General features: G+C 36.4%; 20 protein-coding genes. 13 read left to right on the forward strand and 7 right to left on the reverse strand.

The genetic code is table 11. The features are described 5' to 3' along the window. Nucleotides 1-232 precede the first annotated feature (232 nt). From WC623_RS05225 to WC623_RS05255, 7 genes are all read left to right on the forward strand, one after another. Nucleotides 233-1,636 (forward strand): tetratricopeptide repeat protein, encoded by a 1,404-nt coding sequence (locus WC623_RS05225; protein WP_372848648.1) that lies wholly within the window; start codon nt 233-235, stop codon nt 1,634-1,636. 66 nt (nt 1,637-1,702) lie between these two features. Further along, nucleotides 1,703-2,470 (forward strand): phosphosulfolactate synthase, encoded by a 768-nt coding sequence (locus WC623_RS05230; RefSeq protein ID WP_372848650.1) that lies wholly within the window; start codon nt 1,703-1,705, stop codon nt 2,468-2,470. Nucleotides 2,471-2,487: 17 nt separating this feature from the next. After that, nucleotides 2,488-3,231 carry a shikimate dehydrogenase gene (locus WC623_RS05235; protein WP_372848652.1) on the forward strand — a complete coding sequence of 248 codons (744 nt, stop codon included), beginning with the start codon at nt 2,488-2,490 and terminating at the stop codon, nt 3,229-3,231. Nucleotide 3,232: 1 nt separating this feature from the next. After that, entirely contained in the window at nt 3,233-3,817 is a 585-nt protein-coding gene (gene gldD, locus WC623_RS05240; protein ID WP_372848654.1) for a gliding motility lipoprotein GldD, read from the forward strand. Between the two features lie 21 nt (nt 3,818-3,838). Beyond that, a complete protein-coding gene (locus WC623_RS05245; protein WP_372848656.1) occupies nt 3,839-4,477 on the forward strand; it encodes an MBL fold metallo-hydrolase in 639 nt (212 codons plus the stop codon). Nucleotides 4,478-4,495: 18 nt separating this feature from the next. Beyond that, nucleotides 4,496-5,731, forward strand: coding sequence for an ABC transporter permease (locus WC623_RS05250; protein ID WP_372848658.1), 1,236 nt, complete (start codon nt 4,496-4,498; stop codon nt 5,729-5,731). A 4-nt stretch (nt 5,732-5,735) separates the two neighbouring features. Then, nucleotides 5,736-6,113: a hypothetical protein gene (locus WC623_RS05255; RefSeq protein ID WP_372848660.1), complete on the forward strand. Its 378-nt coding sequence runs from the start codon at nt 5,736-5,738 to the stop codon at nt 6,111-6,113. Here WC623_RS05255 and WC623_RS05260 read toward each other — a convergent pair. Both WC623_RS05260 and mqnB read right to left on the reverse strand, forming a co-directional pair. Further along, nucleotides 6,110-6,955, reverse strand: a complete 846-nt coding sequence (locus WC623_RS05260) for a menaquinone biosynthesis family protein (RefSeq protein WP_372848662.1) — start codon at nt 6,953-6,955, stop codon at nt 6,110-6,112. The two genes, WC623_RS05255 and WC623_RS05260, sit on opposite strands and share 4 nt — an antisense overlap. Before the next feature lie 34 nt (nt 6,956-6,989). Continuing rightward, nucleotides 6,990-7,622, reverse strand: coding sequence for a futalosine hydrolase (mqnB, locus tag WC623_RS05265; protein ID WP_372848664.1), 633 nt, complete (start codon nt 7,620-7,622; stop codon nt 6,990-6,992). 89 nt (nt 7,623-7,711) lie between these two features. Between mqnB and WC623_RS05270 the strand changes: the two genes are divergently transcribed. From WC623_RS05270 to WC623_RS05285, 4 genes are read left to right on the forward strand one after another with little or no spacing between them, the layout of a single operon-like run. Continuing rightward, nucleotides 7,712-8,125 carry a 6-pyruvoyl tetrahydropterin synthase family protein gene (locus tag WC623_RS05270; protein WP_372848666.1) on the forward strand — a complete coding sequence of 138 codons (414 nt, stop codon included), beginning with the start codon at nt 7,712-7,714 and terminating at the stop codon, nt 8,123-8,125. A gap of 9 nt (nt 8,126-8,134) precedes the next feature. Continuing rightward, entirely contained in the window at nt 8,135-8,767 is a 633-nt protein-coding gene (folE, locus tag WC623_RS05275; protein ID WP_372848668.1) for a GTP cyclohydrolase I FolE, read from the forward strand. 28 nt (nt 8,768-8,795) lie between these two features. After that, the gene (fabD, locus tag WC623_RS05280) at nt 8,796-9,677 is read left to right on the forward strand and encodes an ACP S-malonyltransferase (protein WP_372848670.1); all 882 of its coding nucleotides are present in this window, start codon (nt 8,796-8,798) and stop codon (nt 9,675-9,677) included. A 31-nt stretch (nt 9,678-9,708) separates the two neighbouring features. Next, nucleotides 9,709-13,431 carry an ATP-binding protein gene (locus WC623_RS05285; protein ID WP_372848672.1) on the forward strand — a complete coding sequence of 1,241 codons (3,723 nt, stop codon included), beginning with the start codon at nt 9,709-9,711 and terminating at the stop codon, nt 13,429-13,431. On the opposite strand, the gene WC623_RS05290 is transcribed toward WC623_RS05285, so the two are convergent. Further along, the gene (locus WC623_RS05290; protein WP_372848674.1) at nt 13,423-14,331 is read right to left on the reverse strand and encodes a hypothetical protein; all 909 of its coding nucleotides are present in this window, start codon (nt 14,329-14,331) and stop codon (nt 13,423-13,425) included. The two genes, WC623_RS05285 and WC623_RS05290, sit on opposite strands and share 9 nt — an antisense overlap. Nucleotides 14,332-14,507: 176 nt before the next feature. Here WC623_RS05290 and WC623_RS05295 point away from each other — a divergent pair, with 176 nt between their 5' ends. Beyond that, entirely contained in the window at nt 14,508-16,109 is a 1,602-nt protein-coding gene (locus WC623_RS05295; RefSeq protein WP_372848676.1) for a glycoside hydrolase family 10 protein, read from the forward strand. A gap of 96 nt (nt 16,110-16,205) precedes the next feature. Here the strand turns inward: WC623_RS05295 and WC623_RS05300 are convergent, their stop codons facing one another. The 3 genes from WC623_RS05300 to nagB form a co-directional block, all read right to left on the reverse strand. Next, nucleotides 16,206-19,070, reverse strand: a complete 2,865-nt coding sequence (locus WC623_RS05300; protein ID WP_372848678.1) for a M16 family metallopeptidase — start codon at nt 19,068-19,070, stop codon at nt 16,206-16,208. A gap of 96 nt (nt 19,071-19,166) precedes the next feature. Further along, nucleotides 19,167-20,324: an acyltransferase family protein gene (locus tag WC623_RS05305; protein ID WP_372848680.1), complete on the reverse strand. Its 1,158-nt coding sequence runs from the start codon at nt 20,322-20,324 to the stop codon at nt 19,167-19,169. Nucleotides 20,325-20,397: 73 nt separating this feature from the next. Further along, complete coding sequence (nagB, locus tag WC623_RS05310) at nt 20,398-22,320, reverse strand: glucosamine-6-phosphate deaminase (protein ID WP_372848682.1); 1,923 nt, start codon at nt 22,318-22,320, stop codon at nt 20,398-20,400. A 294-nt stretch (nt 22,321-22,614) separates the two neighbouring features. On the opposite strand from nagB, the gene WC623_RS05315 reads away from it, so the two are divergent. Further along, a complete protein-coding gene (locus WC623_RS05315; protein ID WP_372848983.1) occupies nt 22,615-23,814 on the forward strand; it encodes an anhydro-N-acetylmuramic acid kinase in 1,200 nt (399 codons plus the stop codon). A gap of 9 nt (nt 23,815-23,823) precedes the next feature. On the opposite strand, the gene WC623_RS05320 is transcribed toward WC623_RS05315, so the two are convergent. Then, nucleotides 23,824-24,570, reverse strand: a complete 747-nt coding sequence (locus WC623_RS05320) for a DeoR/GlpR family DNA-binding transcription regulator (protein ID WP_372848684.1) — start codon at nt 24,568-24,570, stop codon at nt 23,824-23,826. Nucleotides 24,571-24,586 lie beyond the last annotated feature (16 nt).

The following is a 24,586-nucleotide window of genomic DNA, read 5'->3' on the forward strand; positions in this document are numbered from 1 at the left end:
GAATACTTGTGTTCCGGCTTTTTCATGACTTGAATTTTACGTGATTTCAGATAATGTTGCATTTCTTTGTAAAATAATTCTGATCATGAACCCGGGACATTCATAATATAAATCAGTTACTTATCCAATAAGTTGTGTGAATGTTGAAAATTATTTACCGCATACCAAGCTTAATTTTGTAAACTTAGGATGTATTTAACAAACGGGGATCTGTTCATTAATTATTCGATACATGGAAGAGGAATTTTACTTTGATTTTAGTGATGATGCGCAACGATCTGTGGAGCGCTACGAAGAGATGATACGCAATCAAGATCAGTATTTTTTTGATGCCCAGGCTTTTGAAAATATTATTGATTATTATATCGAGAAGAGTGATCCGGTGAAGGCTCTTCAAGTTATAGAATACGCGGTGAATCAACATCCCTATGCTGCGGTTTTTTTGGTAAAACAAGCACAGTTACTTTTTATAACTGATCAGACTGAGCGCGCATTTTTAGCTTTGCAAAAGGCTGAAATGCTGGAAGCCTCTGAAGCTGAAATATATATATTAAGAGGGAACATCTATAATAGTCTCGAAAGATATTCAGAGGCACTGGATAATTTTCAGAAGGCGCTTGAGTTTGCAGAGACTACTGACGAAATTTTGCTGCAGATAGCCTATGTGTACCAGAATATGCTGGATTATGAAAATGCTATTGTATATATTAAGCAAAGTCTGGAGCAGAATATGGAAAATAAAGACGGCTTGTATGAGCTTGCATTTTGTTACGATATTTTAGATAAACAGGAGGAAAGCATTAAGTTTTACCAGGAGTATATAGATAATGATCCTTATTCTTACGCCGCCTGGTATAACCTGGCTAATTCTTATCATAAATTGGATCTGTTTGAAAAAGCTATTGATGCTTATGATTATGCAATCCTGATAAAAGATAATTTTGCTTCAGCTTATTATAACAAAGGCAATGCTTTGGTTCAGCTGGATCGTTATATGGAGGCTATTGAAGTCTATAAACAAACTTTTGAGTATGAACCGCCAAATGCAGATACTTATTGTGCTATAGGAGAATGTTACGAGAAGCTTGAAAAGATGGACGAAGCCCGTTCTTACTATAAAAAGTCGGTAAAAATGGACTCAAAAATGGCTGATGCCTGGTTTGGGATTGGCGTTACTTTAAACTTTGAAGAACGCTACTTTGAATCTTTACATTTTTATAGAAAAGCCTTGGAGTTGGATGGAGAAAATCCGGACTTCTGGTTTGCTATGGCAGACGCTTATTATAAGTTAGGGCAGATCGATGAATCTGTGGAGGCTTACAATAAAGTGTTGGAGTATAATCCGGTTGATGTAGAAGCCTGGCTTGACTTTTCAACAGTATTATATGAGCAGGGGAAGTTAATTGAAGCGTCAGAAACAATGGCTGAAGCTATTAAGAATAACCCAGATGCTGCCGAACTTTATTACCGTATGGTAGCTTATTTATTTGCTCTTGGCAGGAAAAATGAAGCTCTTTTATATCTTGAAACTGCATTGGTGACTGATCCGGAAAAGCATTATATTTTGTTTGAGTATTTACCTCAATTGCAAGAGAACAGCTCAATTATTGAGGTTATTAGCAGGTATATAAAATAGTATTGTGCCTTTTTATTAGATAGTATTGATGAAAACTGTCTATTTTTTTTCACCTTTGTGACCTATATGAATTACCCATTGAATAATATACCGGAACGTCCAGTAAAACCACGTAATAAAGGAATTACTATGGTTATGGATAAAGGATTAAGTTTAAGACAAACAGAAGACTTTATAGAAGTTGCCGGAATACATACTGATATTGTAAAATTAGGCTGGTCCACATCTTTTGTGACGCCAAACTTAAAAGAGAAACTACAGATCTACAGAGATGCAGGAATTCCCACTTATTTTGGAGGGACGCTTTTTGAAGCTTTTGTAATCCGTAACCAGTTTGACGACTACCGCAAGGTACTTGATCAATACGGAATGGAATTTGCCGAAGTGTCTGATGGTTCTATTAGCATCGAGCATGATTTAAAGTGTGAATATATTCAACAACTCGCTAAGCAGGTAACTGTAATTTCTGAAGTGGGATCTAAAGATGCAACGAAAATATTTGCACCTTATAAATGGATTAAGTTGATGAATGCTGAAATTGAAGCAGGTTCTTGGAAAGTGATTGCCGAAGCACGTGAAGGGGGTAATGTGGGTATTTACAGAGGTTCAGGAGAAGTTCGTGAAGGTTTAGTAGATGAGATATTAACACAAATCCCTGAAGAGACAATTATCTGGGAAGCCCCACAAAAAGAGCAGCAAGTGTGGTTTATAAAACTTTTAGGTGCCAATGTAAATATGGGAAATATTGCTCCTGCAGAAGTAATTCCTTTGGAAACTATACGTCTTGGATTAAGAGGTGATACTTTTGATCACTTTTTGAATCTGGAGAAATAATCGCATTCTTATAAATAATGAGAAAATTCGGCTTAATCGGTTATCCTTTATCACACTCTTTTTCAAAGAAGTTCTTTACTGAAAAATTCAGAGATGAACAGATCGACGGATGTGAATATGAGCTTTATCCAATTGAAAATATAGATCTTTTTGCAGACCTGCTAGCTAATGATCAGAAGTTGAGAGGAATCAATGTAACGATACCCTATAAAGTTCAGGTATTACCATTTTTAGATGAAATGGATGAGGCAGCCAAAGAAATAGGTGCAGTAAACTGTATTTCAATTCAGAAAAACGGTAGCGAAAGGAAACTTATAGGATATAATACCGATGCTTATGGATTTGAGGAGTCACTTAAGCCATTGTTGGAAACGCATCATCGTAGGGCCTTGATTTTTGGTGATGGTGGTGCGGCAAAAGCGATTAAGTATGTATTAAATAAGCTGGGAATCTCTTACTTAGTAGTAACCAGAAAACCAACATCAGATAGCATTTTGTATGATGCTGTTGATGAAGCCTTGCTTCTGGAATATACAATATTGGTGAATACTACTCCATTGGGTATGTCACCCCATATAGATACTTACCCAGATATACCTTATCAATATTTAACTGAAAAACATGTTGGATATGATTTGGTTTACAATCCTGACAGAACGTACTTTTTGAAACAAATAGAAGATAGGGGCGGGAAAGTAAAAAATGGATTGGAGATGTTACATTTACAAGCCATACGTTCCTGGGAAATTTGGAATGCATAAAATGAAAAAGTATTTCTTTCTTTTTTTATTTGCACAGTTATTGGTGTTGTCAGCTTGTACTAACAATAGTTATACACCTAAGCCTAGAGGATATTTTAAGATCGATTTTCCGGCCAAGACCTATCAGACTTTTGATCAGGATTGTGAGTTTTCATTTGAATATCCAAAATATGCGAATTTGGTTGCCGACAATAGTTTAGATACACAGCCTTGTTGGTATAATCTTGCATTTCCTCAGTTTAACGGACGTCTTCATTTAACCTATTATGATATATCCTCTAAAAAGGAGTATGAGAATTTGATTGAAGATGCCAGAACATTTGCTTTTAAACATACAGTGAAAGCAAATGCTATTGATCAAAAGCTGATCAATTACCCTGAAAAGAAAGTATATGGCGTTTATTATGCAATTGAAGGGAATACAGCGTCATCAGTGCAGTTCTTTTTGACAGATAGTACGAAGCATTATTTTAGAGCTGCATTGTATTTTAATGAAAAGCCTCAGTACGATTCGATTCAACCGGTGGTAAACTTTATTAAGAAGGACCTTGACCGGATGATCAGTACCTTTAAATGGAAAAACTAATATTAAATACCAATACATTTTATGATAAGTATTAAACAGTTCACTTTTAATCCGGTAAGGGAAAACACTTACATCTTGTTTGATGAAACCGCTGAATGTGTAATTATTGATCCGGGAATGTATGACGCTGATGAGCAGAATGCTGTTGTCAGTTTTATAAAAGAGAATGGCTTAAAGCCTGTACTCCTATTAAATACACATTGTCATTATGATCATGTGTTTGGAAATAAGTTTGTGTATGATCAATGGGGCTTAAAACCGCAGTTTCATAAAGGAGAGTTGTATGTGTTGCAAGCAATACCGGGATATGTTCCTCAAATGGGGCTTCATTACGAGCTCTCTCCTGAGCCGGAAGTTTTTTTAGCTGAGACTGGTAAGGTTCATTTTGGCAATAGCGAACTTGAGTTGATTTTTGCACCAGGGCATTCACCTGCGCATTTGTGTTTCTATGCTGCGGCAGATAATTTCTTAATCGGCGGTGATGTCTTATTTTACGGAAGCATAGGGCGCACAGACCTTCCTGGAGGTAGCTATTCACAATTAATCAATAGTATCAAAAATAACTTGTTTATATTGCCTGATGATTGCAAGGTTTATCCCGGTCATGGTCAGTTCACCACTATAGGGTTTGAAAAAGAGCACAATCCTTATTTGCAATAAGTAATAAATCACAAAGTATTGAATACACCATTTTATATAGCACGCAGGTATCTTTTTGCAAAGAAATCTACCAATGCCATAAATATCATCTCTGCAATTTCTGCAATAGGTGTATTTGTTGGTAGCGCTGCTTTAATTATAATTTTGTCGGTTTTCAATGGCTTTGAGGAAGTGGTGTTAAAAATGTTTAATACCATTACTCCAGAAATTGCTATATCTCCAATACAAGGGAAAACTTTTGATCCCAATACAGCTTACTTTAATGAATTGAGAAAGAGTAAGGAGGTTCATTCTTTTACGGAAGTTCTCTCCGAAAATGCTTTGTTAAGGTATAATGATAAGCAGTCGGTTGGGTTAGTTAAAGGCGTAAGCACCGATTATTTAAAGAACACAAGTCTGGATAGTATCACTATTGATGGTGAATTTAAACTTGAGAATCGAAGTCAGAACTATGTGGTGATTGGATCTGCTATTCAAACTTTTTTAATGGTGAATACTACTGATCCTTTTAATCCTCTGCAGTTTTTCTCTCCCAAAAAGAAGAGTAACCACGGCGGTTCTATTAATCCGGCTGATGACTTTACAGTCCTGTCTATACCAGTTTCGGGTGTTTTTGAAGTTCAGCAAGACTTTGATAACGTAGCTGTAGTTCCGCTAAGATTTGCTCGTAAGCTTTTAGAAGAGCCGGTAAAGATTTCTTCTATCGAGATCAATCTGAATAGAGGGGTCGATGTGGATAAATTTAAAGCTGCTATTGAAGAGCAGATTGGGAATGAATTTGAAATTAAAGACAGGATTCAGCAAAATAAAGTGCTCTATAATATTTTAGGGAGTGAGAAATGGGCTGTATATATTATACTGACCTTCATTCTTATCATTGCTATTTTTAATATCATAGGCTCTCTTACAATGCTTGTTATTGATAAGCTTAAGGATATTGCTATATTAAGTAGTTTGGGTGCAGGAAAAGCACTTATTAAGCGTATTTTCCTTTTCGAAGGAATGATGATTACCATGGCCGGATGTATATCTGGCTTAATCGTAGGTTTTATCTTTTGTTTGTTGCAGCAAAAATTTGGTTGGATAAAGATGTCACAAGATAATCTTGTCATCACCAATGCTTATCCTGTTGCACTAAAATGGAAAGATTTCCTACTCGTATTTTTAACCGTAAGTATTTTCTCTTTTATGGCATCAGCTTTGTCATCTAATTTGAGCGTAAAGAAGATAAATCATTTAAATCAAGATCTCTAAAATCATGAATATATTTAAAAGTCAATTATTTCTAATAATAGCAATTCTTATTGTCGTTTTTGCTTGTAATCGTAAACCTGCAGAGGTAAAAGACGGGGGTACGAGAATAATGAAAGGCTTATATAGTTACGGACCGGAACTTAAGTCTTTTACAGAGTGCGAAGAAGGTAATGAGTATTGGGTTGCTGATAGTGCCAAGACACTTGAGCTTGCTTATAATAACCTCAATTTTGAGAAACCGTATGAGCCGGTTTATATAGAAGTGGAATGTCATGCCTTGAAATCTGATAGCTTGAGTATGTCCGCTGATTTTGATTCAACTCTGGTAGTGACCAAATTATTAAAAATTACAAAGGAGATTCCTGATGGGCCTTGTAATTAAGGAATAAGATAAATGTTTTGTGTAATAGGGGAAATTATTCCTTTTTCCTGGGCCATTTTAAACATTACATCTATAGCTTTTCTACCCTCAGGGCCTAATTCGATGCTGTATTGATTAACATACAGTTCTATGTGTTTATACATCACTTCCTCACTCATTTCCTGAGCATGTTGTTTGATAAATTCAAGACTTGATTTCGGATCAGCAAAAGCATATTCTACAGATTTTTTAATGAGTCGGTTTACCTTTTCCTTAGTTGTTTGATCAAGACTTCTGTTGATCACGATACCACCTAAAGGTATAGCACATCCGGTTTCCTGCTCCCAATAATTACCCAGGTCTATGATTTTATGCAGACCTTTATCCGAATAAGTAAACCTATTTTCATGAATAATTAATCCAAGGTCTATCCTGTCTTCCAGTAAAGCACTTTCTATTTCCGAGAAAATCATTTCCTGCTTATTAGTCAAATGGGGGAATGCTATTCCCATCAAGAAATTGGCTGTTGTATAACGTCCAGGTATTCCAACTTTTAAAGATGCGTCTAAACTTTCTTTACTTTTAACTAAGTTTTCGTTGTGGCAAATTAATAATGGACCAACGCCAAAGCCTAATGCACTTCCTGAATCTAATAGTGCATATTGCTCACATACATAAGCAAACGCATGAAAGCTAAGCTTGGTGATGTCAAGCGTTCCCCGCATGGCTTTCTGATTAAGTGTTTCCACATCATCGAAGAAAACCTCAAATTCTAAATCTTCAGTATCAATTTTATGATGTATTAATGCATCAAAGATAAAAGTATCATTAGGGCAGGGAGAAAAGCCGAGACTAAGTTTCATGCTGTAAAGTTACGGACTAAGCAAAGATGCTTGGTTATGTATTTGTCAAAAATCTGATGGCCCACTCATTAAGACTTTTTATTGCGGGACCTATTTGCCAACGCTCTTTATTTCGTGGTTCTACATAATTAGAGATGCTTCGAACTTGTAAGCAGGGCAATGACTCTTTTTCACAACAATAAAGAACAGCAGCTCCTTCCATGCTTTCAACGGTTGGATTGCATTGCTCAATGACCTTAGAAATACTATTTTTATCTCCATGTACACGGTTTATAGTTATCCCGTGCACTTTAGGCAGTTTAGCTATGTCGTTATTTAGCAGGTTGTTTCTTGCATTAAATTTGGCCTTTCCGAAACCGAGCTGATCGATACTTAAAAAGGTCTCGCCATTTTCTGCACCTAGTTCCGAAAATTCATCAGATGTAACATTTACAACAGTTGATAATGGCATTTTTGTATCAAAAGAACCTGCAATACCTAGATTAAGAACAAGTTTGTAGCTAGTGGATAAATACTTGCCTAAGGCATATGCGGTAGCTGTCATCCCAACTCCTGTAATCAACAGATCGAACTCTTTTGTCCTTACAAAGTCTTGTTCGGGTAACTGGAAGTGTGTGGCCAGTAAAGCTATTTCTGCCCTTGTTGCGGCAACTAAAAGAATTTTCATTAGGATACAAATTTCATGAAAGCTAAGTTAGAGAATTAACCTTTCTACTTTAACCTTTCTGCGTATATTTGTCAATAATATAAGAGACAATGATTTATATAACCAGAAAAGCATCATTTAACGCAGCACATAAATTGTCCAGACCAGACTGGACCGAAGATAAGAACACGGAGGTTTTTGGTAAATGTGCCAATCCAAACTGGCATGGTCACAATTACCAGCTTTATGTGACAGTTAAGGGTGAAATTAACCCTGAGACAGGATTTTTAGTTGATTTAAAATGGCTTAAAGATATCACTAATACTTATGTGGTTGATAAGATTGATCATAGAAACCTGAATCTTGACGTTGATTTTATGCAGGGTAAATTGGCCTCAACAGAAAACCTGGCTATCGCCATTTGGGAACAATTGGTTGATTTGATTGCAGCTGCGGGAGCACAATTACATAGCATAAAGATTTACGAGACTGAAAATAATTTTGTTGAATATTTCGGTCAATAACTATACATAATGAATCATACAAATCATTTAGATGAGGAAGAAGATAACGGATACATTAAAATAGACCGTTATAATGAGGGTAAAATAGCTGCTGTAGCAGACCATTATAAAGATATTTTAGGGCAACTGGGAGAAGATCCAAGTCGTGAAGGTTTGATAAAAACTCCTGAGCGCGTTGCTAAAGCATTACAATATCTTACACATGGATATGATCTTAATCCTGCAGAAATATTGCGTTCTGCAATGTTTAAGGAAGATTATAGTCAAATGGTAGTGGTTAAGGATATAGAAGTTTTCTCTATGTGTGAGCATCATATGCTGCCTTTTTTTGGAAAGGCACATATTGCCTATATTCCGAATGGCCATATCGTTGGATTAAGTAAAATACCTCGTATTGTTGATGCTTTTGCTCGCAGATTACAGGTTCAGGAACGTTTAACCAATGAGATCAGGGATTGTATCCAGGATACTTTATTGCCCGCTGGTGTTGCAGTCGTTATTGAATGTAAGCATTTGTGCATGGCAATGAGGGGGATACAAAAACAAAATTCGGTTACAACAACCTCAGCTTTTACAGGCGAGTTTGCAAAAGATAAAACCAGAGCTGAGTTTTTAAGACTAATAACAGCAAACTTGCATTAATAACAATCAGGATAAAATCATAAATAAAATGAAAGCATATATATTTCCAGGACAAGGTGCGCAATTCTCGGGCATGGGGAAAGAACTTTATGAAAATGAAGAAGCAAAACTCTTGTTTGAGCAAGCCAATGAGATTATTGGTTTTCGCATCAGCGATATCATGTTCGCCGGTACCGATGAAGAATTGAAAGAAACAAAAGTTACACAACCTGCTATATTTTTACATTCAGTAATTTTAGCTAAAACATTGGGTGCAGATTTTAATCCTGATATGGTTGCTGGTCACTCCTTAGGCGAGTTTTCTGCATTAGTAGCAGCTTCAGCTTTGTCTTTTGAAGATGGATTGAAATTAGTAATAACTCGCGCTAATGCAATGCAACGTGCATGTGAACTGCAGCCATCGACAATGGCAGCAATTCTTGGACTTGCTAATGATGTGGTAGAGAATATTTGTGCTGGTATTGATGAGGTGGTCGTGGCTGCTAATTATAATTGCCCTGGACAAATTGTAATTTCTGGCACCATTGAAGGGGTAGATATTGCCTGTCAGAAACTAACTGAAGCAGGTGCAAAACGTGCATTGAAATTAAATGTAGGTGGCGCTTTTCATTCGCCATTAATGGAACCAGCAAGATTAGAATTACAAGAAGCGATTGAAAAAGTTGTAGTATTGCCTCCAGTATGTCCAATTTATCAGAATGTTGATCCTATACCAAATACTGATCCTGAAAAAATTAAAGCAAACTTAATTACCCAGTTAACAGGTGCAGTGAAGTGGACACAGACCATAGAGCAAATGATTGCAGATGGTGCTGATGAATTTGTTGAAGTTGGCCCGGGAAATGTATTACAAGGATTAGTGAAGAAAGTTAACAGAGCTATCCAAACTAGTTCTGCAACAATTGTATAAATTATAATAAATATTTAATGATAGAACAAGCGTGAGTATAAGAGGTAAAATAAGATTTCTTTTATTAGTACTGGGCGCTTGTTGTATCATTACAGCATTATCGTTAAAACACTCCATAACAAAAAAGGAACTGCTAAGGTACGATGCGATTACGCTTCAGAAAAATCTTAATGTTAAGGAACAAGCTATTTACGATTTCCTTGCAGATAGCCTACAGGTAGAGCAAGCTAAAAATTTTGCCCAGAGTGAGCAGGGAAGTGCAAATTTCATAAAGAAATATTCCAGTCAAGGTATAAATATTCTGGTTTATAAAGCTGATGAACTTAAATTTTGGAGTTCATTTAATACATTTCCTAATGATCTGGAATCAGTCAACGAGGGAGCTTCTTTTATTGAACTACGTAATGGATATTATGAACTGATTAAGAAAACTTCTGATAATTATACCTTTGTCTTTCTGATTGAAGTAAAAAGAAGGTTTGATATTCAGAATCATTATCTCGAAAATAACTTTTCGCCATTTCTTTCTACTTCAAACTCTCTTTTGCTTGCAACGTATTCAGACCTTGAAGTTTATGGCATTAAAAGTATTAAGGGGGAGCCTCTTTTTGAGGTTAAATTAAAACAAGGATATACAAAGAATATTTACAGTACAATAGAGGTCTGGCTTTGGGTAGTCGGACTTTTTAGCGTCTGTTTATTTGTCAATTCTCTTTGTGCCTGGCTGGTAAGAAGAGGGAATTTAGTAGCAGGGACTTTTCTGTTGATGATATTCTTTTTGGCGGTTAGGATTACTGACCTTGAATATGGTTGGTTTAACAATCAATTTAATCTTCAGATATTTAGTCCGACGATCTTTGGTGAGAGCTTTTTTCTTCCTTCTTTAGGGGATTTTTTACTTAATGTGATTTGCCTAACCTGGGTGGTATTATTTGTTTATACCTATAAGGACAAATATCAGGTGCCAAAATGGCTAACAATAAGTAAAATTGCGGGACTTGCTTTTCATCTGTTATTGCTGATTGCTTTTTCAGCACTAGCCTTTTTATTTGATCAGGTGTTTTTGGGATTGATTATCAATTCGAAAATTAATTTTAACATTACCAATATCATCAACCTCAGCTTAATCAGTTGGGTATGTATTATAATTTTATGCCTGGTATGGTTTAATGTTTATTTGGTCGGAAATATTATGATGGAGCAAACGCTTCAGACTAAGGTTTCCAACAAAGAACGCTTAGTATTATTCCTTTCTGCTTTTTTTATATACTTAGTATACCGTCTGACAACCGGTTTCAGTATTTTCTTTATTGCATACGCTTTGCTTATATTCATAATGGGCTGGAATATCTATATCAGGAATAATAAGTTTTCGATAGGGATATTTGCGGCTCTGTTTTTCTGTCTGGCTTTTATCACATCGATTAAATACCTCAGATTTACTGAGGTTAAGGAAAAGAGTAAAAGGTATACAATTGCCCAAAAATTAAGTTCTGCAGATGACCCTAAAATTATCAATTCCATTCAGAATCTTGAAAAGGCGGTTTCAACAGATGCTTTTATAGCTGAATACTTTAAGAGACCGGTATTAAATGGGACATTTGACTTAGAAAAGCATGTTAATAGAATTCTACTTGATAGCTATTTGACTCAATATGAATATAATCTTTATGAATACAACGGGCAGGACTCTGCGATATCTAGTAAGGGTGCAATTCCATTAAGCTATTACAAAAGCTTGGTAAGATCTGGCTCTGTTAAGGTTCCTGAATCTAAATCTTTTTATAGACTCAATTATACTTTTGGTTATCAGAACTATTTTGGAATGATTCCCATTTTTGTTGATAATCGTATACTTGGTACACTCGTTATAGATCTTAAATCCCCGCAATACAATTACAATAGTCAACTGCCAGAAATTCTGGTCGATGGCAAAGTAAAGGTTGAAGAAGATTATAGTAATTATTCCTTTGCTTTTTATAATTCAGGTAAGTTGATCAACCAATCTGGAAAATATACTTACAAACTTACAAACACTGAATTTAATAGTCAGGTTGGTAAAAGTATTATTGTTTATGATACACTGAATTATACACATCTGGTATATATGCCAGCTAGTTCAAAAGTTATTGTAATTAGTAAGGAGCGGGTTTCTTATGTAGTTAGACTGGCTACGTTATCTTTCTTTTTCCTGGTTTTTATTATTTTTTCAGTGTTACTATATACTCTGATATGGCTTGTTAAAAATATAGATCAAAGCTGGGGAGGTTGGTTTAATATCAACCGGTCACTTATGATCAATGCAAATAAAATTCTTTATAAAACAAGGATTCAATTCTCTATTGTACTTTCTGTGGTCGCAACATTACTCATTGTGGGGTGGACAACCTATTTCTATATTAGAGATGAGTATAGGAGACAGCAGGAAAACTTTATTAAGGAAAAGATCAGAAAAGTACAGCTTTCGTATGAAAAGCAAGTCTTTAGTACAGGAGGAATCCCGGAGGTAACAGTCCAGAGTAACGCTGATTTTAATCAGTTTGCTAATATAAATGCAACATTTTTAAATCTGTTTGATACGAATGGGAATTTACGTTTTACTTCGCTTCCTAAGATATATGATTTTAATATCATTGGAAGAAAAATGGAGGCCAGTGCATACATCTATCTGAAGTTACGGCAAGTTTCGGAGTTTATTAATCCAAATGAACAGATTGGAGATTTTAAATACGCATCTGCTTATGCGCCAATAAGAGATGCTCAAAATAAGACAATTGCTTATATTGGATTACCATATTATGGTAATGAGGCTGACTATAATGCTAAAATTGGATTATTTATCAATACACTGATTAATATTTATGCATTGGTATTTGTAGCCATTGGGATATTGGCTGTTTTTCTTGCTAATCAGATTACAAGTCCGCTTACATTTATACAAGATAGTATCCGTAAGACTAAACTTGGACAAATAAATAAACCTATTCAGTGGTCAAGGCATGATGAAATTGGCTCCTTAATTAAGGAGTACAACAAAATGATTGCTGCCCTTGAAGAAAGTGCAGTTAAACTGGCTCGTTCTGAAAGAGAAAGTGCATGGCGGGAGATGGCGAAACAGGTAGCCCATGAAATTAAAAATCCATTAACACCGTTAAAGCTTGGGGTTCAACTGTTGGAAAAATCCTGGAAAGAAAAGGATGTTAATTTTGAAAAGAAGTTTGAAAGGTTTAATAAGTCATTTATTGAACAGATTGATAGTTTGTCAACAATAGCGTCTGAGTTTTCAAACTTCGCAAAGATGCCAGATACAAAGCTTGAAAAACTCAGACTATTACCTATTATAGAGCAGGCGAGAAATATCTTTACAAATACTGAGGATGCTGAAATTACTGTTTCCAACAATACTAATGTAGATGCGTTTGTTCTTGGAGATAAAGATCAACTACTTAGGACCTTTAATAATCTTCTTAAAAATGGGATTGAAGCTGGTTCTGTCAATGGAAAGTGTGTAATAAAAATCCAGGTTTTTAATGATGAATCACATGTTTTTATTGAAGTTCAAGACAACGGTAATGGTATAGACCCTCAACTGCAGGATAAGATATTTGTTCCTAATTTTACAACCAAGTCGTCTGGAACTGGATTGGGTCTTGCCTTTGTGAAACAAGCTGTTGAAAATGCAGGTGGTAGTGTAGACTTTAGATCTGTGTCTGCTAAAGGGACTACGTTTTACCTTAGTTTTCCTTTATCTTAAGGTAGTTGATGCTTTACCCATTGTAAACCCATCAGCATAAAGAATAATTGAATAATCGCCACTTATGAAGGGATTAGGGTTTACCCAGTCCATGGTATAGGTTAAATTATCTTCATTATATAAAATTGTAGTCGAAGAAGTATACTGCATTTCCTGGCCATCGGCTTCAAACATGTTGTTCTCATTTGCTATTAGATTGCCAGCGGGATCAAAAATGCGTAGATATATTTTATGGTAGTTTTTTTCGGCCAGAAGGTTCGGAACAATATTGAATTTAACACTTAATTTCTTTGCAGTGCTTGCACGCGTTACTTCAATGTTTTTTCCATTACTTTTTACTCTGTAAGCAAAAATCTGTACGTTCCCAGCTTTTAAGGATGCACTTGTTTTAACTTTGGCTGCGAGTTCAGCATTTTTCTTAGCTAGTTTATTGGCCTTGCTGCTTTCTGAATTGGCAAATTCCTGTAGATTATCGCGTTGTGTTTTAAGCGATAAATTTTCCTTTTTTAAATGAGCAATCTGTTCATTATGCATTTTAACAAATTGCCGCAGTTCACGAATCTCTCTTTGTGCATTATCTAAATTTTTTTTGTTAATTGAACCCTTTTCCAGTGAAAGTTTGAGTTCTGCAATTTTTTTCCTTGCAGAGGATTGCTCATTTTGAAGCTTTTCCGTCAATACCATGTTCAGATTATTTGACTTGTCTAATTCAAATTCGATTTTTTCTACTTCAAGTTTTAACCTGTCTTTTTCTGTATTTATAGAGACAAAACGCTCATTTTGCCGCTCATCTTTTATATATAAATACGCATTGATGCCTAGTAAAGTTGCAATTACAATAATCAAAAAATAGATTTTGTTACGGTCGCCTTTATTTACAATATCATTTTTGTCTGACATTCTTTAGTTTTAATGCTTAGTAAAAAAGGAATAGCTTATAAGCAGAGTTAGGTAAAAAAACACTCAATTTGTATGACAGATAAAAAAAAATCGTTTAATTGCTTAGATCAGTTATCTAACTGTATACTGAACACAACAAAAAGAAACCTATTTTATGTCACATCTAATCATTAAAAATGTTTAAAATAATAATCTATGCACTATTATCAATAACAATAACCCCTATTTCCCTATTAGCACAGACACCATCAAAAATTGCTCCAAAAAGAGAATTTAGAGGAGTTTGGGTGGCAACGGTTGCTAATATTGACTGGCCCTCAAAGCCAGGACTTAGTGTTGATCAGCAAAAACAGGAGTTAATTGGTTTAATGGAGATGCATAAGGCCAATGGTATGAATGCTATTGTACTTCAGGTAAGGCCTGCTGCAGATGCATTTTATTCAAAATCAAGAGAGCCTTGGAGTCAATGGCTAATGGGTAAGCAAGGTTTGGCTCCATCAGCAGGTTATGATCCACTTGCATTTGCTATTAAGGAAGCTCATTCCAGGGGTATGGAGCTACATGCATGGTTTAATCCTTACAGAGCGACCATGAGTGCAAATACAGTCGTTAGTCCGGATCATATGACCAGGAAAAGGCCTGACTTATTTTTCGTATATGGAGGTAAAAAGCAATTTGATCCTGGAATTCCAGAAGTAAGAGAATACATTGTACAAGTGATCCTTGATGTGGTAAAGGGCTATGATGTCGATGGTATTCATTTTGATGATTATTTCTATCCTTATAAAATTGCCGGACAAACGATTAATGATGCGGCAACATTTCGAAAATATTCAAATGGTTTTACCGATATTTCAGATTGGCGCAGAAATAATGTTGATCTGCTGATTAAACAATTAGACGATAGTATTCATCATTATAAGAAACATGTAAAGTTTGGAATAAGCCCTTTCGGTATCTGGAAGAATATTTCTGAAGATAGCTTGGGTTCTGCAACAAATGGTTTGTCAAATTACTCAGAGTTATATGCCGACTCCCGAAAGTGGGTAAAGGAGGGCTGGGTAGATTATATCAACCCGCAGATTTATTTTAGTTTTACGCGTAAAGCCGCACCATTTGGAACTTTAGTTGATTGGTGGAGTCATAATAGTTTTAATAGACATGTATATGTTGGACATGGTGCTTATCTGATGCATAATGGAACTACCAGAAAAGAAGCTGCATGGGCATTTCCTAATCAGATCCCAAATCAGATCAAATATATCAGGAACAGTAACCGGATACAGGGGAGTGTATTCTTTAGTTCTAAGTCTTTCACAAATGTTGCAAGAGGGTTGAGTGACTCTTTAAGGAATAATTTATATAAATACCCTGCTTTGCCCCCTCAAATGCCTTGGTTAGATGATATTGTTCCTAATCAACCTCAGGACCTTTCTGCTGAAGCAAAAAAGGATGGTGTTCATCTGAAATGGGAAAGACCATTAAAGGCATCTGATGGAGAGACAGCTTCTGGTTATGTGATCTACCGTTTTATTGAAGGGGAGAAGATAGAGGTTTTAGATGCAAGGAATATTATTAAAATTAGCTTTGAAGATTTTCATCAGTTTATTGATACAAATGTGGAGAAAGGGAAGCGTTATAACTATCTGGTTACCGCATTGGATAGACTTAAAAATGAAAGTGAACCATCTGGGCCTGTAGGAATTGAAGCGCAGGATTTAGCCAGTACAGAAGGTGTTGGGATGATTTTAAAACAAGAAATAGAGAGCAAGGAGTAGGGGATCGAACCAAGAAAAAAGGGGTAAAGATTAAGGATTTGTTAGGTACAGCACCTAACAAATCCTTAATCTTTATCCCCTTATTATTTAATTCCCTTATTTCTGTGGCATTAATACCAATCTGATGTAGTTATCATCACTTAAGAATTTTTGGGCAGCTACTTTGGATGTTTCAACAGTAACTTTATCCAGTCTCTCTTTAGTACTTAAAATTTGGTTTATATCATCTCCGTGCTTTTCACGATTGCTAAGGTAATTTAACCAGAAGCTGTTGTTACGTAAGCTAAGTTCTTGCTGACGTTGCTCCTCAGATTTAAACTTCATAATGTCATCGGTAGTGGCACCATTGTCTTTAATATGTTGTACTTCATCAAGAGCTGCTGCAATTAATTTTTCAACATTCGCTGTTGCACAACTGAAAGAAATAGTAAAGTAATAATGCGCTTTTGGATATTTGCTAACGCTTAATCCAACACTAGGGCTGTAAACTCCACTTTCCTTTTCACGTAAGCGTTCCAAGATTTTGTTCTCTAAGGCGGATTTTAAGGCGTCTAGTTGCATATTAGCGTCAACACTGTAGTCATAGTCGTTATGGATGTATAGTTGCACAGAAGCCTTGTCTTCAAGTCCCTTGTAAACTGTTTTACTAACTTTCCCTTCTGGAGGATATATTCCATTGTCAACAAAATTTTGTTTCTTGTTTAATGCAGGTAAACTGGCAATATATGTTTCTATAAGTGGCTTAATAGTTTCAATGTTGAAAGAGCCTACAATTACAAATATTTGCTCACTATTGTCTGCAAAACGATCTTTGTAAAAGCTATAAGCCTCATCCAAAGAGATCTTATTCAAGTCTGCAATTGTAGTAGGCATTGCACGTTTATGATAAGAAGAGAGTACAGCCTGTACGGTATCACTAAAAACACTTTCTGGATTAGCGCTTTTGTTTTCAAGAGTTACCCTAAAATCACTAATATTTTTGCTGAAGAGTTCCGCATCTTTCCTTGGATTTGTTGCATAAGCATAAACCATTTGAAAGGCTGTCTCAATGTCTTTAGGTGCTGCACTCCCGTTGTAACCCTGGTAAAGACTATTTACATAAGCTCCGGCTCTTCCAGTATTTCCTGCAAGAAGTTTATTCAATTGAGTAGGATTGAAATCCCCAACACCACTGGCAGGAATCAGGCTGACTGCACTTGCTGACTGTAAGTTGGCATCTGTAGCCAGAGAAGTTCCACCTTTAGAGAATGAGTTAAAAATAATCTGATCATTTTTGAAATCAGTTGGTTTAAGTAAAACCTTAATGCCATTGCTTAAATTAAGGGTAGTAACGCCTACTCTATCATTTTTTTGTTCTGAAATAATCTTGCCGGCAGTTGGCTTTTTATCTAACAATGGTTTGTTAACAGAATTGTCAACATAAGCTGTTACATTGTTCGACGCATTTTTTAACGCAGCTAGCAATTGAGCTTCGGTTGGGAGATTTGCTTTTTCCTTTTCAGGTGCTTGAACAAGAATGATCTGGTTGTCTTTCGTAATCAATGTTTTCGCTATTGCATTTATTTCATTAAGCGTGATTTCAGACAATAACTTGTTTGTTAATTCATAAGAATATTCCGTTGATGGGATGCTGGTTCCGGAAAGGAAGTGACTAAGATATCTTTTAACCAGGGAAGCTGAAGCAGTTTTGTCTTTTTCTTTTAGTCTCATTTCATTTCCTGCAGCGATGTTTTTCTTAGCAACATCTAATTCAGATTGAGTGAAGCCATATTTATTCATACGTTCATTCTCTGCAAGAACAGCAGTGAATGCTTTTTCTAAAGTAGCCCCTGAAGAAGAGACAGCAACAGATTGAAATGCATTAAGGTTTGGAACTAAGCCACCTTGATAAGCGCCGAACGCACTTTGTGCTTGTATAAAAGGTGCATTGCCTTTTTGCATAATCTCTTGAATTCTTGCTCCTAACATACTGTTGATCATACCATGAATCATGCTCTTTTTATAATCTGCAGTACTTTTTACTACATTGCCGCGTTGTTTATACATGATTTGAGCCACATTGTATTGCTGCTCAGGATCTGTAATGATTTTTACAAGAGGTTCAACGTTATCTGGTAAATCATAGCTTAGCCGCTGGCGTGGATTTGCAGGATTCGTAAGGCCAGAGAAATTTTCTTTAATTAACTTTTCAACTTCATTTACATCAAAATCACCCACTGCAATTACAGCCTGTAGGTTTGGTCTGTACCAGTCTTTGTAAAAGTTTCTGATTTTATCGTGCGTAAAACTATTAAGGATGTCCACTTTTCCGATAGGCAGACGATCAGCATAGCGAGAGCCTTTCAATAATACAGGTAGCAACTGCTTGCTCATGCGATCTTGCGCATTTTTCCCACGCTGACGATCTTCCTCAACAATTACTCCGCGCTCTTTATCAATTTCACTACCTTCCATAATGATTTTACCCGCCCAGTTGGCCAGAATTTTAAATCCGGTTTTAAAAAGAGCAGCACTATCTGTCGGGATAGGTAATTGATAAACGGTTTGATCAAAACTGGTATAAGCATTTAAGTCAGCGCCAAAACGTACACCTGCTTTCTGAAGGTAGTTAATCATCTCATTTTTCGGAAAATCTTTTGTCCCATTAAAAGCCATGTGCTCAGTGAAATGGGCTAATCCTTGCTGATTATCATCTTCCATTAACGATCCAATACGCGTCGCCAGGTATAATTCAGCTCTGTTTTTGGGTTCAGAATTTTTTCGGATATAATAAGTAAGCCCATTTGATAGTTTGCCTATTTTAACATTTGGATCATTTGGTATAAGGGTTGATGGAATCTTTGTCGCACTGCTTCCAGCTTGTTTTTTAACTGTTACAGTCTTTTTTTGGGCATATGCAGTTGTATGCGCCACAAAAAGTACTGAGAGTCCAATACTAAGGACGCTAAGGTATTTTTTCATGAATTTAAGTTTATAGTCAAACCTACGAAGGACGAAAAATAGTTAGGTAAAATTTAACATAATTTAACAGTACTGTACAAATCAGGGTTGCTAGCCTTAAACCTTTATAAAGATTTTTTTATTGTACATAATCCATAGGATCACCAACCAGAATACAATCACCGAAACAGCCCATGTGAGGGAGGCGTTTATGGGTGAAAAGTGTGCCGTTAATCCTGAATATAGCCAGGCTTGGAGATTCATTTCAGTACCATCGGCCCCTTTTACGGAGAACATTTGAAGTGTTCTTGGAATCAGGCCCGATAAAAAGAAGACCGTAATCGCGTTGACGCCATAAACGACAAAGGGTTTGGTAAAACGGTTATAGTTTTGAACGTCAATAATCCAGTAACAGAATGCTAAAATCAAAGTGGCAAGACCACCGGTGTAAAGTACAAATGAACTTGTCCATAAGGCTTTGTTAATAGGGAATTGTAAATCCCAAATTAAGCCCAGCGCTACCGCTGCTAATCCTGTGCAAAATAGCCAGACTATTTTTGTTGCGGCGTCGATGTCTTTGCGTTTCAGATAAACTCCCACCAAAATACCAAATAGTCCTGTTGCAATGGCTGGCATGGTACTTAATATACCCTCAGGATCCCAGGTTTTAGAGGCTTTCCATAAATGTGCTTCACTAAGTATGCTACGGTCTAACCATGCGCCAAGGTTTGTTTCTTTTTCAAGATTCGCATAACCAACACCAGGTACGGGTACAAAAGTCATTAGTGCCCAATAAACGGCAAGAAGCCCAATGAGAATTTTGAATATATTTTTCTCACTGCTTTTTAAAAAAATAATAGCAGAGATAAAGAAAACTACAGCAATGCGCTGCAATACTCCAGGTATCCTTACATTTTGAATAGCCTCAATTGGATTCGTGAAAACTTTGGGATAAAGAGAGAGAAATAAACCGAGGCCAAATAAGATCAGCGTTCTTTTTAGCGCTTTTACAATGGTTTTATGATGTGTAGTGGGATCTGATTTCCTGCTCCCCATCGCATAAGCAATAGAAACCCCAACAATGAATAGAAAAAAGGGGAAGATGAGATCTGTAGGCGTACAACCATTCCAGCTAGCGTGTTTTAATGGGGCGTAAATATTACCCCAGTCGCCTGGATTATTAACAAGTATCATAGCGGCAACAGTTGCACCCCTAAAGAAATCGAGTGATAATAGTCTTGCAGGTGCTTCCTGCATAAGCTGAGGTTGAGCCATGGTTTGGTTTAAAAAAAATAATCCCGCTATTGCTTACTGCGATAGCGGGATTAAATATAATAAAAAAACTATACTAAAATTTATAACGAACAAAGGCTTCCATAGCTTCATATTCAGCCAGACCCAGGCTGTCATAGGCCTGTGCTGTTTCTCTATTTCTGTCTTCAGCACGTTGCCAGAATTCTCTTGGGTCATCACCAGGGAAAACAGCAGTGTCTTTTTGCGACTGATGTTTGAAGATAGCCATTTTCTTGCGTTCCACTTCTTGTGGACTAAGTGGTACAGCCATCTCAATTTCATGAGTTTCAAATTCTTGCCATGCACCACGGTACATCCATAACCAGCAATCTTTAACCCAATCCTCAGTTTTCCTTAAGCGTTTTAAAGCTTCTAAAATGATGTTGAAACAAACGATATGTGTACCATGTGGATCTTCAAAATCGCCTGCAGCAAATACCTGATGCGGTTTTACTTTTTGCAATAATTCCATTGTTAAAACAACATCTGCTTCAGTTACAGGGTTTTTCTTAACCTTACCGCTTTCGTAGAAAGGTAATGCCATAAAGTGAATATGATCATCATCTAATCCGCAATATCTAGCTCCGGCAATTGCCTCTCCTTTTCTGATCAGGCCTTTTACAGTTTGAATTTCAGGTGTGTCAATCTGATTAGGTTGCTTCGTAGCCATGAAAGAACGCATGTTTTGATACAGCGTTTTCAATTCTGCAGTATCAAGTCCCATTTTTTCAGAAAAATCTATGTTGAATTCAACAAAACGCAAGGCGTCATCATCCCAAACAGCAGTATTACCTGAAGTTTGGTAAGCTACATGAACATCTTGTTTTTGATCAGCAAGGCGAAGGAAGGTACCGCCCATAGAGATTACATCATCGTCTGGATGCGGAGAGAAAATGATAGAGCGCTTTTTAGCAGGCTCTGCTCTTTCTGGTCTTTGTGAATCATCTGCATTAGGTTTGCCACCTGGCCAGCCTGTAATTGTATGTTGTAATTTGTTAAATATATCAATGTTGATGTTGTATACCGGGCCTTTTTCAACAGCTAGCTGAGCCATACCATGATTGTTATAATCATCTTCAGTAAGTTTCAGGATAGGTTTTTTTAGTGTATTGGCTAACCAGATTACAGCTTTTTTAGTTAATGCTTTATCATCCCATGAGCAATCTTTAACCAGCCAAGGCGTATCAAAGCGTGTAAGCATAGATGCAGCATCCTGATCTAAAATAAACTCAACATTATCTGATAACTGCAGGTAAGTAGCAGGAGTTTCACTTGAAAGTTCGCCCTCTACAGTTTTCTTGATAATAGATGCTTTTTTTCTATTCCATGCCATAAGGATAATTTCCCTGGCTTTGAAAATAGTACCAACACCCATTGTAATGGCTTTTGTAGGAACAAAAGACTTTCCACCGAAGTCTCTGGCAGCATCTCTTCTTGTCAGATCATCAAGTGTAACCAAACGTGTTCCTGAATTTGGTGCAGAACCTGGCTCATTGAATCCGATGTGACCTGTACGTCCGATACCGAGGATTTGAATATCTAATCCTCCCAGGTCTCCAATCTTTTTCTCATAATTAAGGCAAAATGCAGGAATTTCCTCTAAACTCAAGGTTCCATCAGGAATGTTTACATTATTTCTGTCGATATCGATATGATCGAACAGGTTTTCATTCATGAAAGTAACATAACTCTGTGCCGCATTAGGCTGCATAGGGTAATATTCATCCAAGTTAAAGGTAATCACATTTTTAAAACTCAAACCTTCCTCTTTATGCATTCTAACAAGTTCAGCATAAACGGCGGTCGGTGTAGCTCCTGTTGCTAAACCTAATACAGCCGGAGCGTTGTTTTTTTGTTTTTCCCTAATGAGATTCCCGATACGATGAGCGACACTAAGTGAAGCTGCTTGGGGGTTTTCAAAGACAGAAACAGGCAGTTTTTCAAAGCGAGTTTCTTCTAGAAGATTTAATCTAGCCATTTAATTTTGTTCTTAAATTTTGTACGGAGCAGTAAATATAGGCACTCTTTGGACTTTATCAAATTTTTTAAGAAGTATATCTGACTTAATTTCCCATTAGCTTAATCAGAAATGAGAATTAGGCATTTGTGCAAACGGTTGATCAATATGAATAAGGGCAGATTGAGGAAAAAGTATTTAATTCAAAAGATTTTAATCAGGTATATTTAAATTTGAATTATTGGAAACAGGGTTTCCTGAAATAAGATTAAGAGTGTTATGGAGAGTAAGTTAGCAATGAGTTGTACCGATGGTATGAATTTAAATTGGAAGAAAATCTTCAATATTATTCAAAAACCAGAACGGATTATTGTAGGATTGATGTCAGGTACATCAATGGACGGATTGGATATTGCTTTGTGCGGCATATCTGGAAGTGGATCTGAAACTAAAGTTAGACTAATAGAGTTTAAGACTGTTGATTATGCTGAAGAATTTAAAGCAGAAATTAAGTCTATTTTTTCCAGGCATGATGCAGATTTGCAAATGGTATGTCTAATGAATGAAAAGATTGCATTGGTACATGCAGGAATGATTTTAGAGGCAATTGGTTCCTGGGGCTACAAATCTGATGAAATAGATGTCATAGCGAGTCACGGACAAACTATTTTTCACGCTCCTAAATCATTGCATGGTATGAATGATTATCCAAACGGGACTTTGCAAATAGGAGATGGTGATCATATTGCTGTTAAAACAGGAATTGTAACTATAGCCGATTTTAGGCAAAAGCATATCGCAGCTGGCGGCGAGGGAGCTCCATTAGCTGTTTATGGAGATTACCTCCTTTTTTCTAAAAAAGGTGAAGATCGGATAATGCTCAATATTGGGGGGATTGCCAATTTTACTTATCTCCCTGCGGATAATGATGCTGCTAAGGTTTTCTCAACTGATGTTGGGCCAGGAAATACATTAATGGACCAATATATCCAAAAACATTATATTGGAGTTTATTTCGATAAAGATGCTGCTATCGCTGGTTCTGGAGTAGTCAATCAGTCACTTTTAAATGAGTTGATGCTATCGGAGTTTTTGGGCGCAGGGTTTCCTAAAACAACGGGTCCTGAACTATTTAATTTGGGATATCTTAAGAAGGCTCAGGAGTCATCAGGCACGCTGGCTATCAAGAAAGAAGATGTGATGGCCACATTGTGCCATTTTTCTGCTATTGTAATTGTTAATGCTATTGAAAAATGTTTTGGAAAAACTGCCCGGCCTTCTATTTATATAAGTGGGGGTGGAATCCATAATCCGATGCTTTTGGGTCAGCTTAAAAAAGGACTTTATAATGCTTCATTTTATACAACGGGTCAGTTGGAGATTAATCCTGATGCTAAAGAAGCGGTATTATTTGCCATTTTAGCTAACGAAACTCTCGTGGGTGGAGATACAAATTTTGGAAATAGACAGGGTGTCCCATCTGTTACAATGGGAAAGATATGTTTGCCGTCTTAATTGAATTTGTTAAAGGATTTGAAGTGTATTTACATTATATGCACTAAGTTCAGGTGATTGAGGGTCAAGCTCTGTGATTAGATAATCGATGTTTTCTAAAGCTGCTACCTTTAATCTTAATGAAATTCCTAGTTTCTCTGAAATGCAGAGAATGCCTGTTTTTTTGCAGGAATTTAGCATAGCCTTTTTTAACTGGTTGATCTCCCAATCAGTATCTGTTAAGCCATCTTGGGGGTGAATTGCACTTGTTCCTAATAAGCATAGGTCAGCATTGATTTCAGAAAGCTGATTAATGACGTGTCCGCCATAAGTAACTTGTGAATTTTTGGAAAAAATACCTCCTATCAGTATAACTTCTACTTTGGGATATTTTGCAAGTTCTATGGCTACAAAAGGACTGATTGTAAAAAAAGTAGCATTTAAGGTTTCAGGAAGTTGTTTTACAAGCTCAATAATAGAAGTTCCCCCGCCAGTCAAAACAACCATCCCGTCTTTAATTAAGGAGATTGTTTTTCTGCCAATAATGATTTTTGCCTCTTTGGCATATACCTCACTGTCGTCAAAAGAAGATTGATAAGATTTTGAAAGAGCACCACCATGTACTTTTGATAATTGCCCTTTTTCTGATAATTCCTGTAAGTCGCGACGAATAGTATCTTCTGATACATTTAGTAAGTCAATGAGATCTGAACTAAGCACACGGTTGTGCAAGTTAATCTGCCGCATTATAAAACCGTGTCTTTCTTTTTTGAGCATAAATGAAATTTTTAGC

Source organism: Pedobacter sp., assembly GCF_041645105.1.
In the GTDB taxonomy this organism is placed as follows: Bacteria; Bacteroidota; Bacteroidia; order Sphingobacteriales; family Sphingobacteriaceae; genus Pedobacter.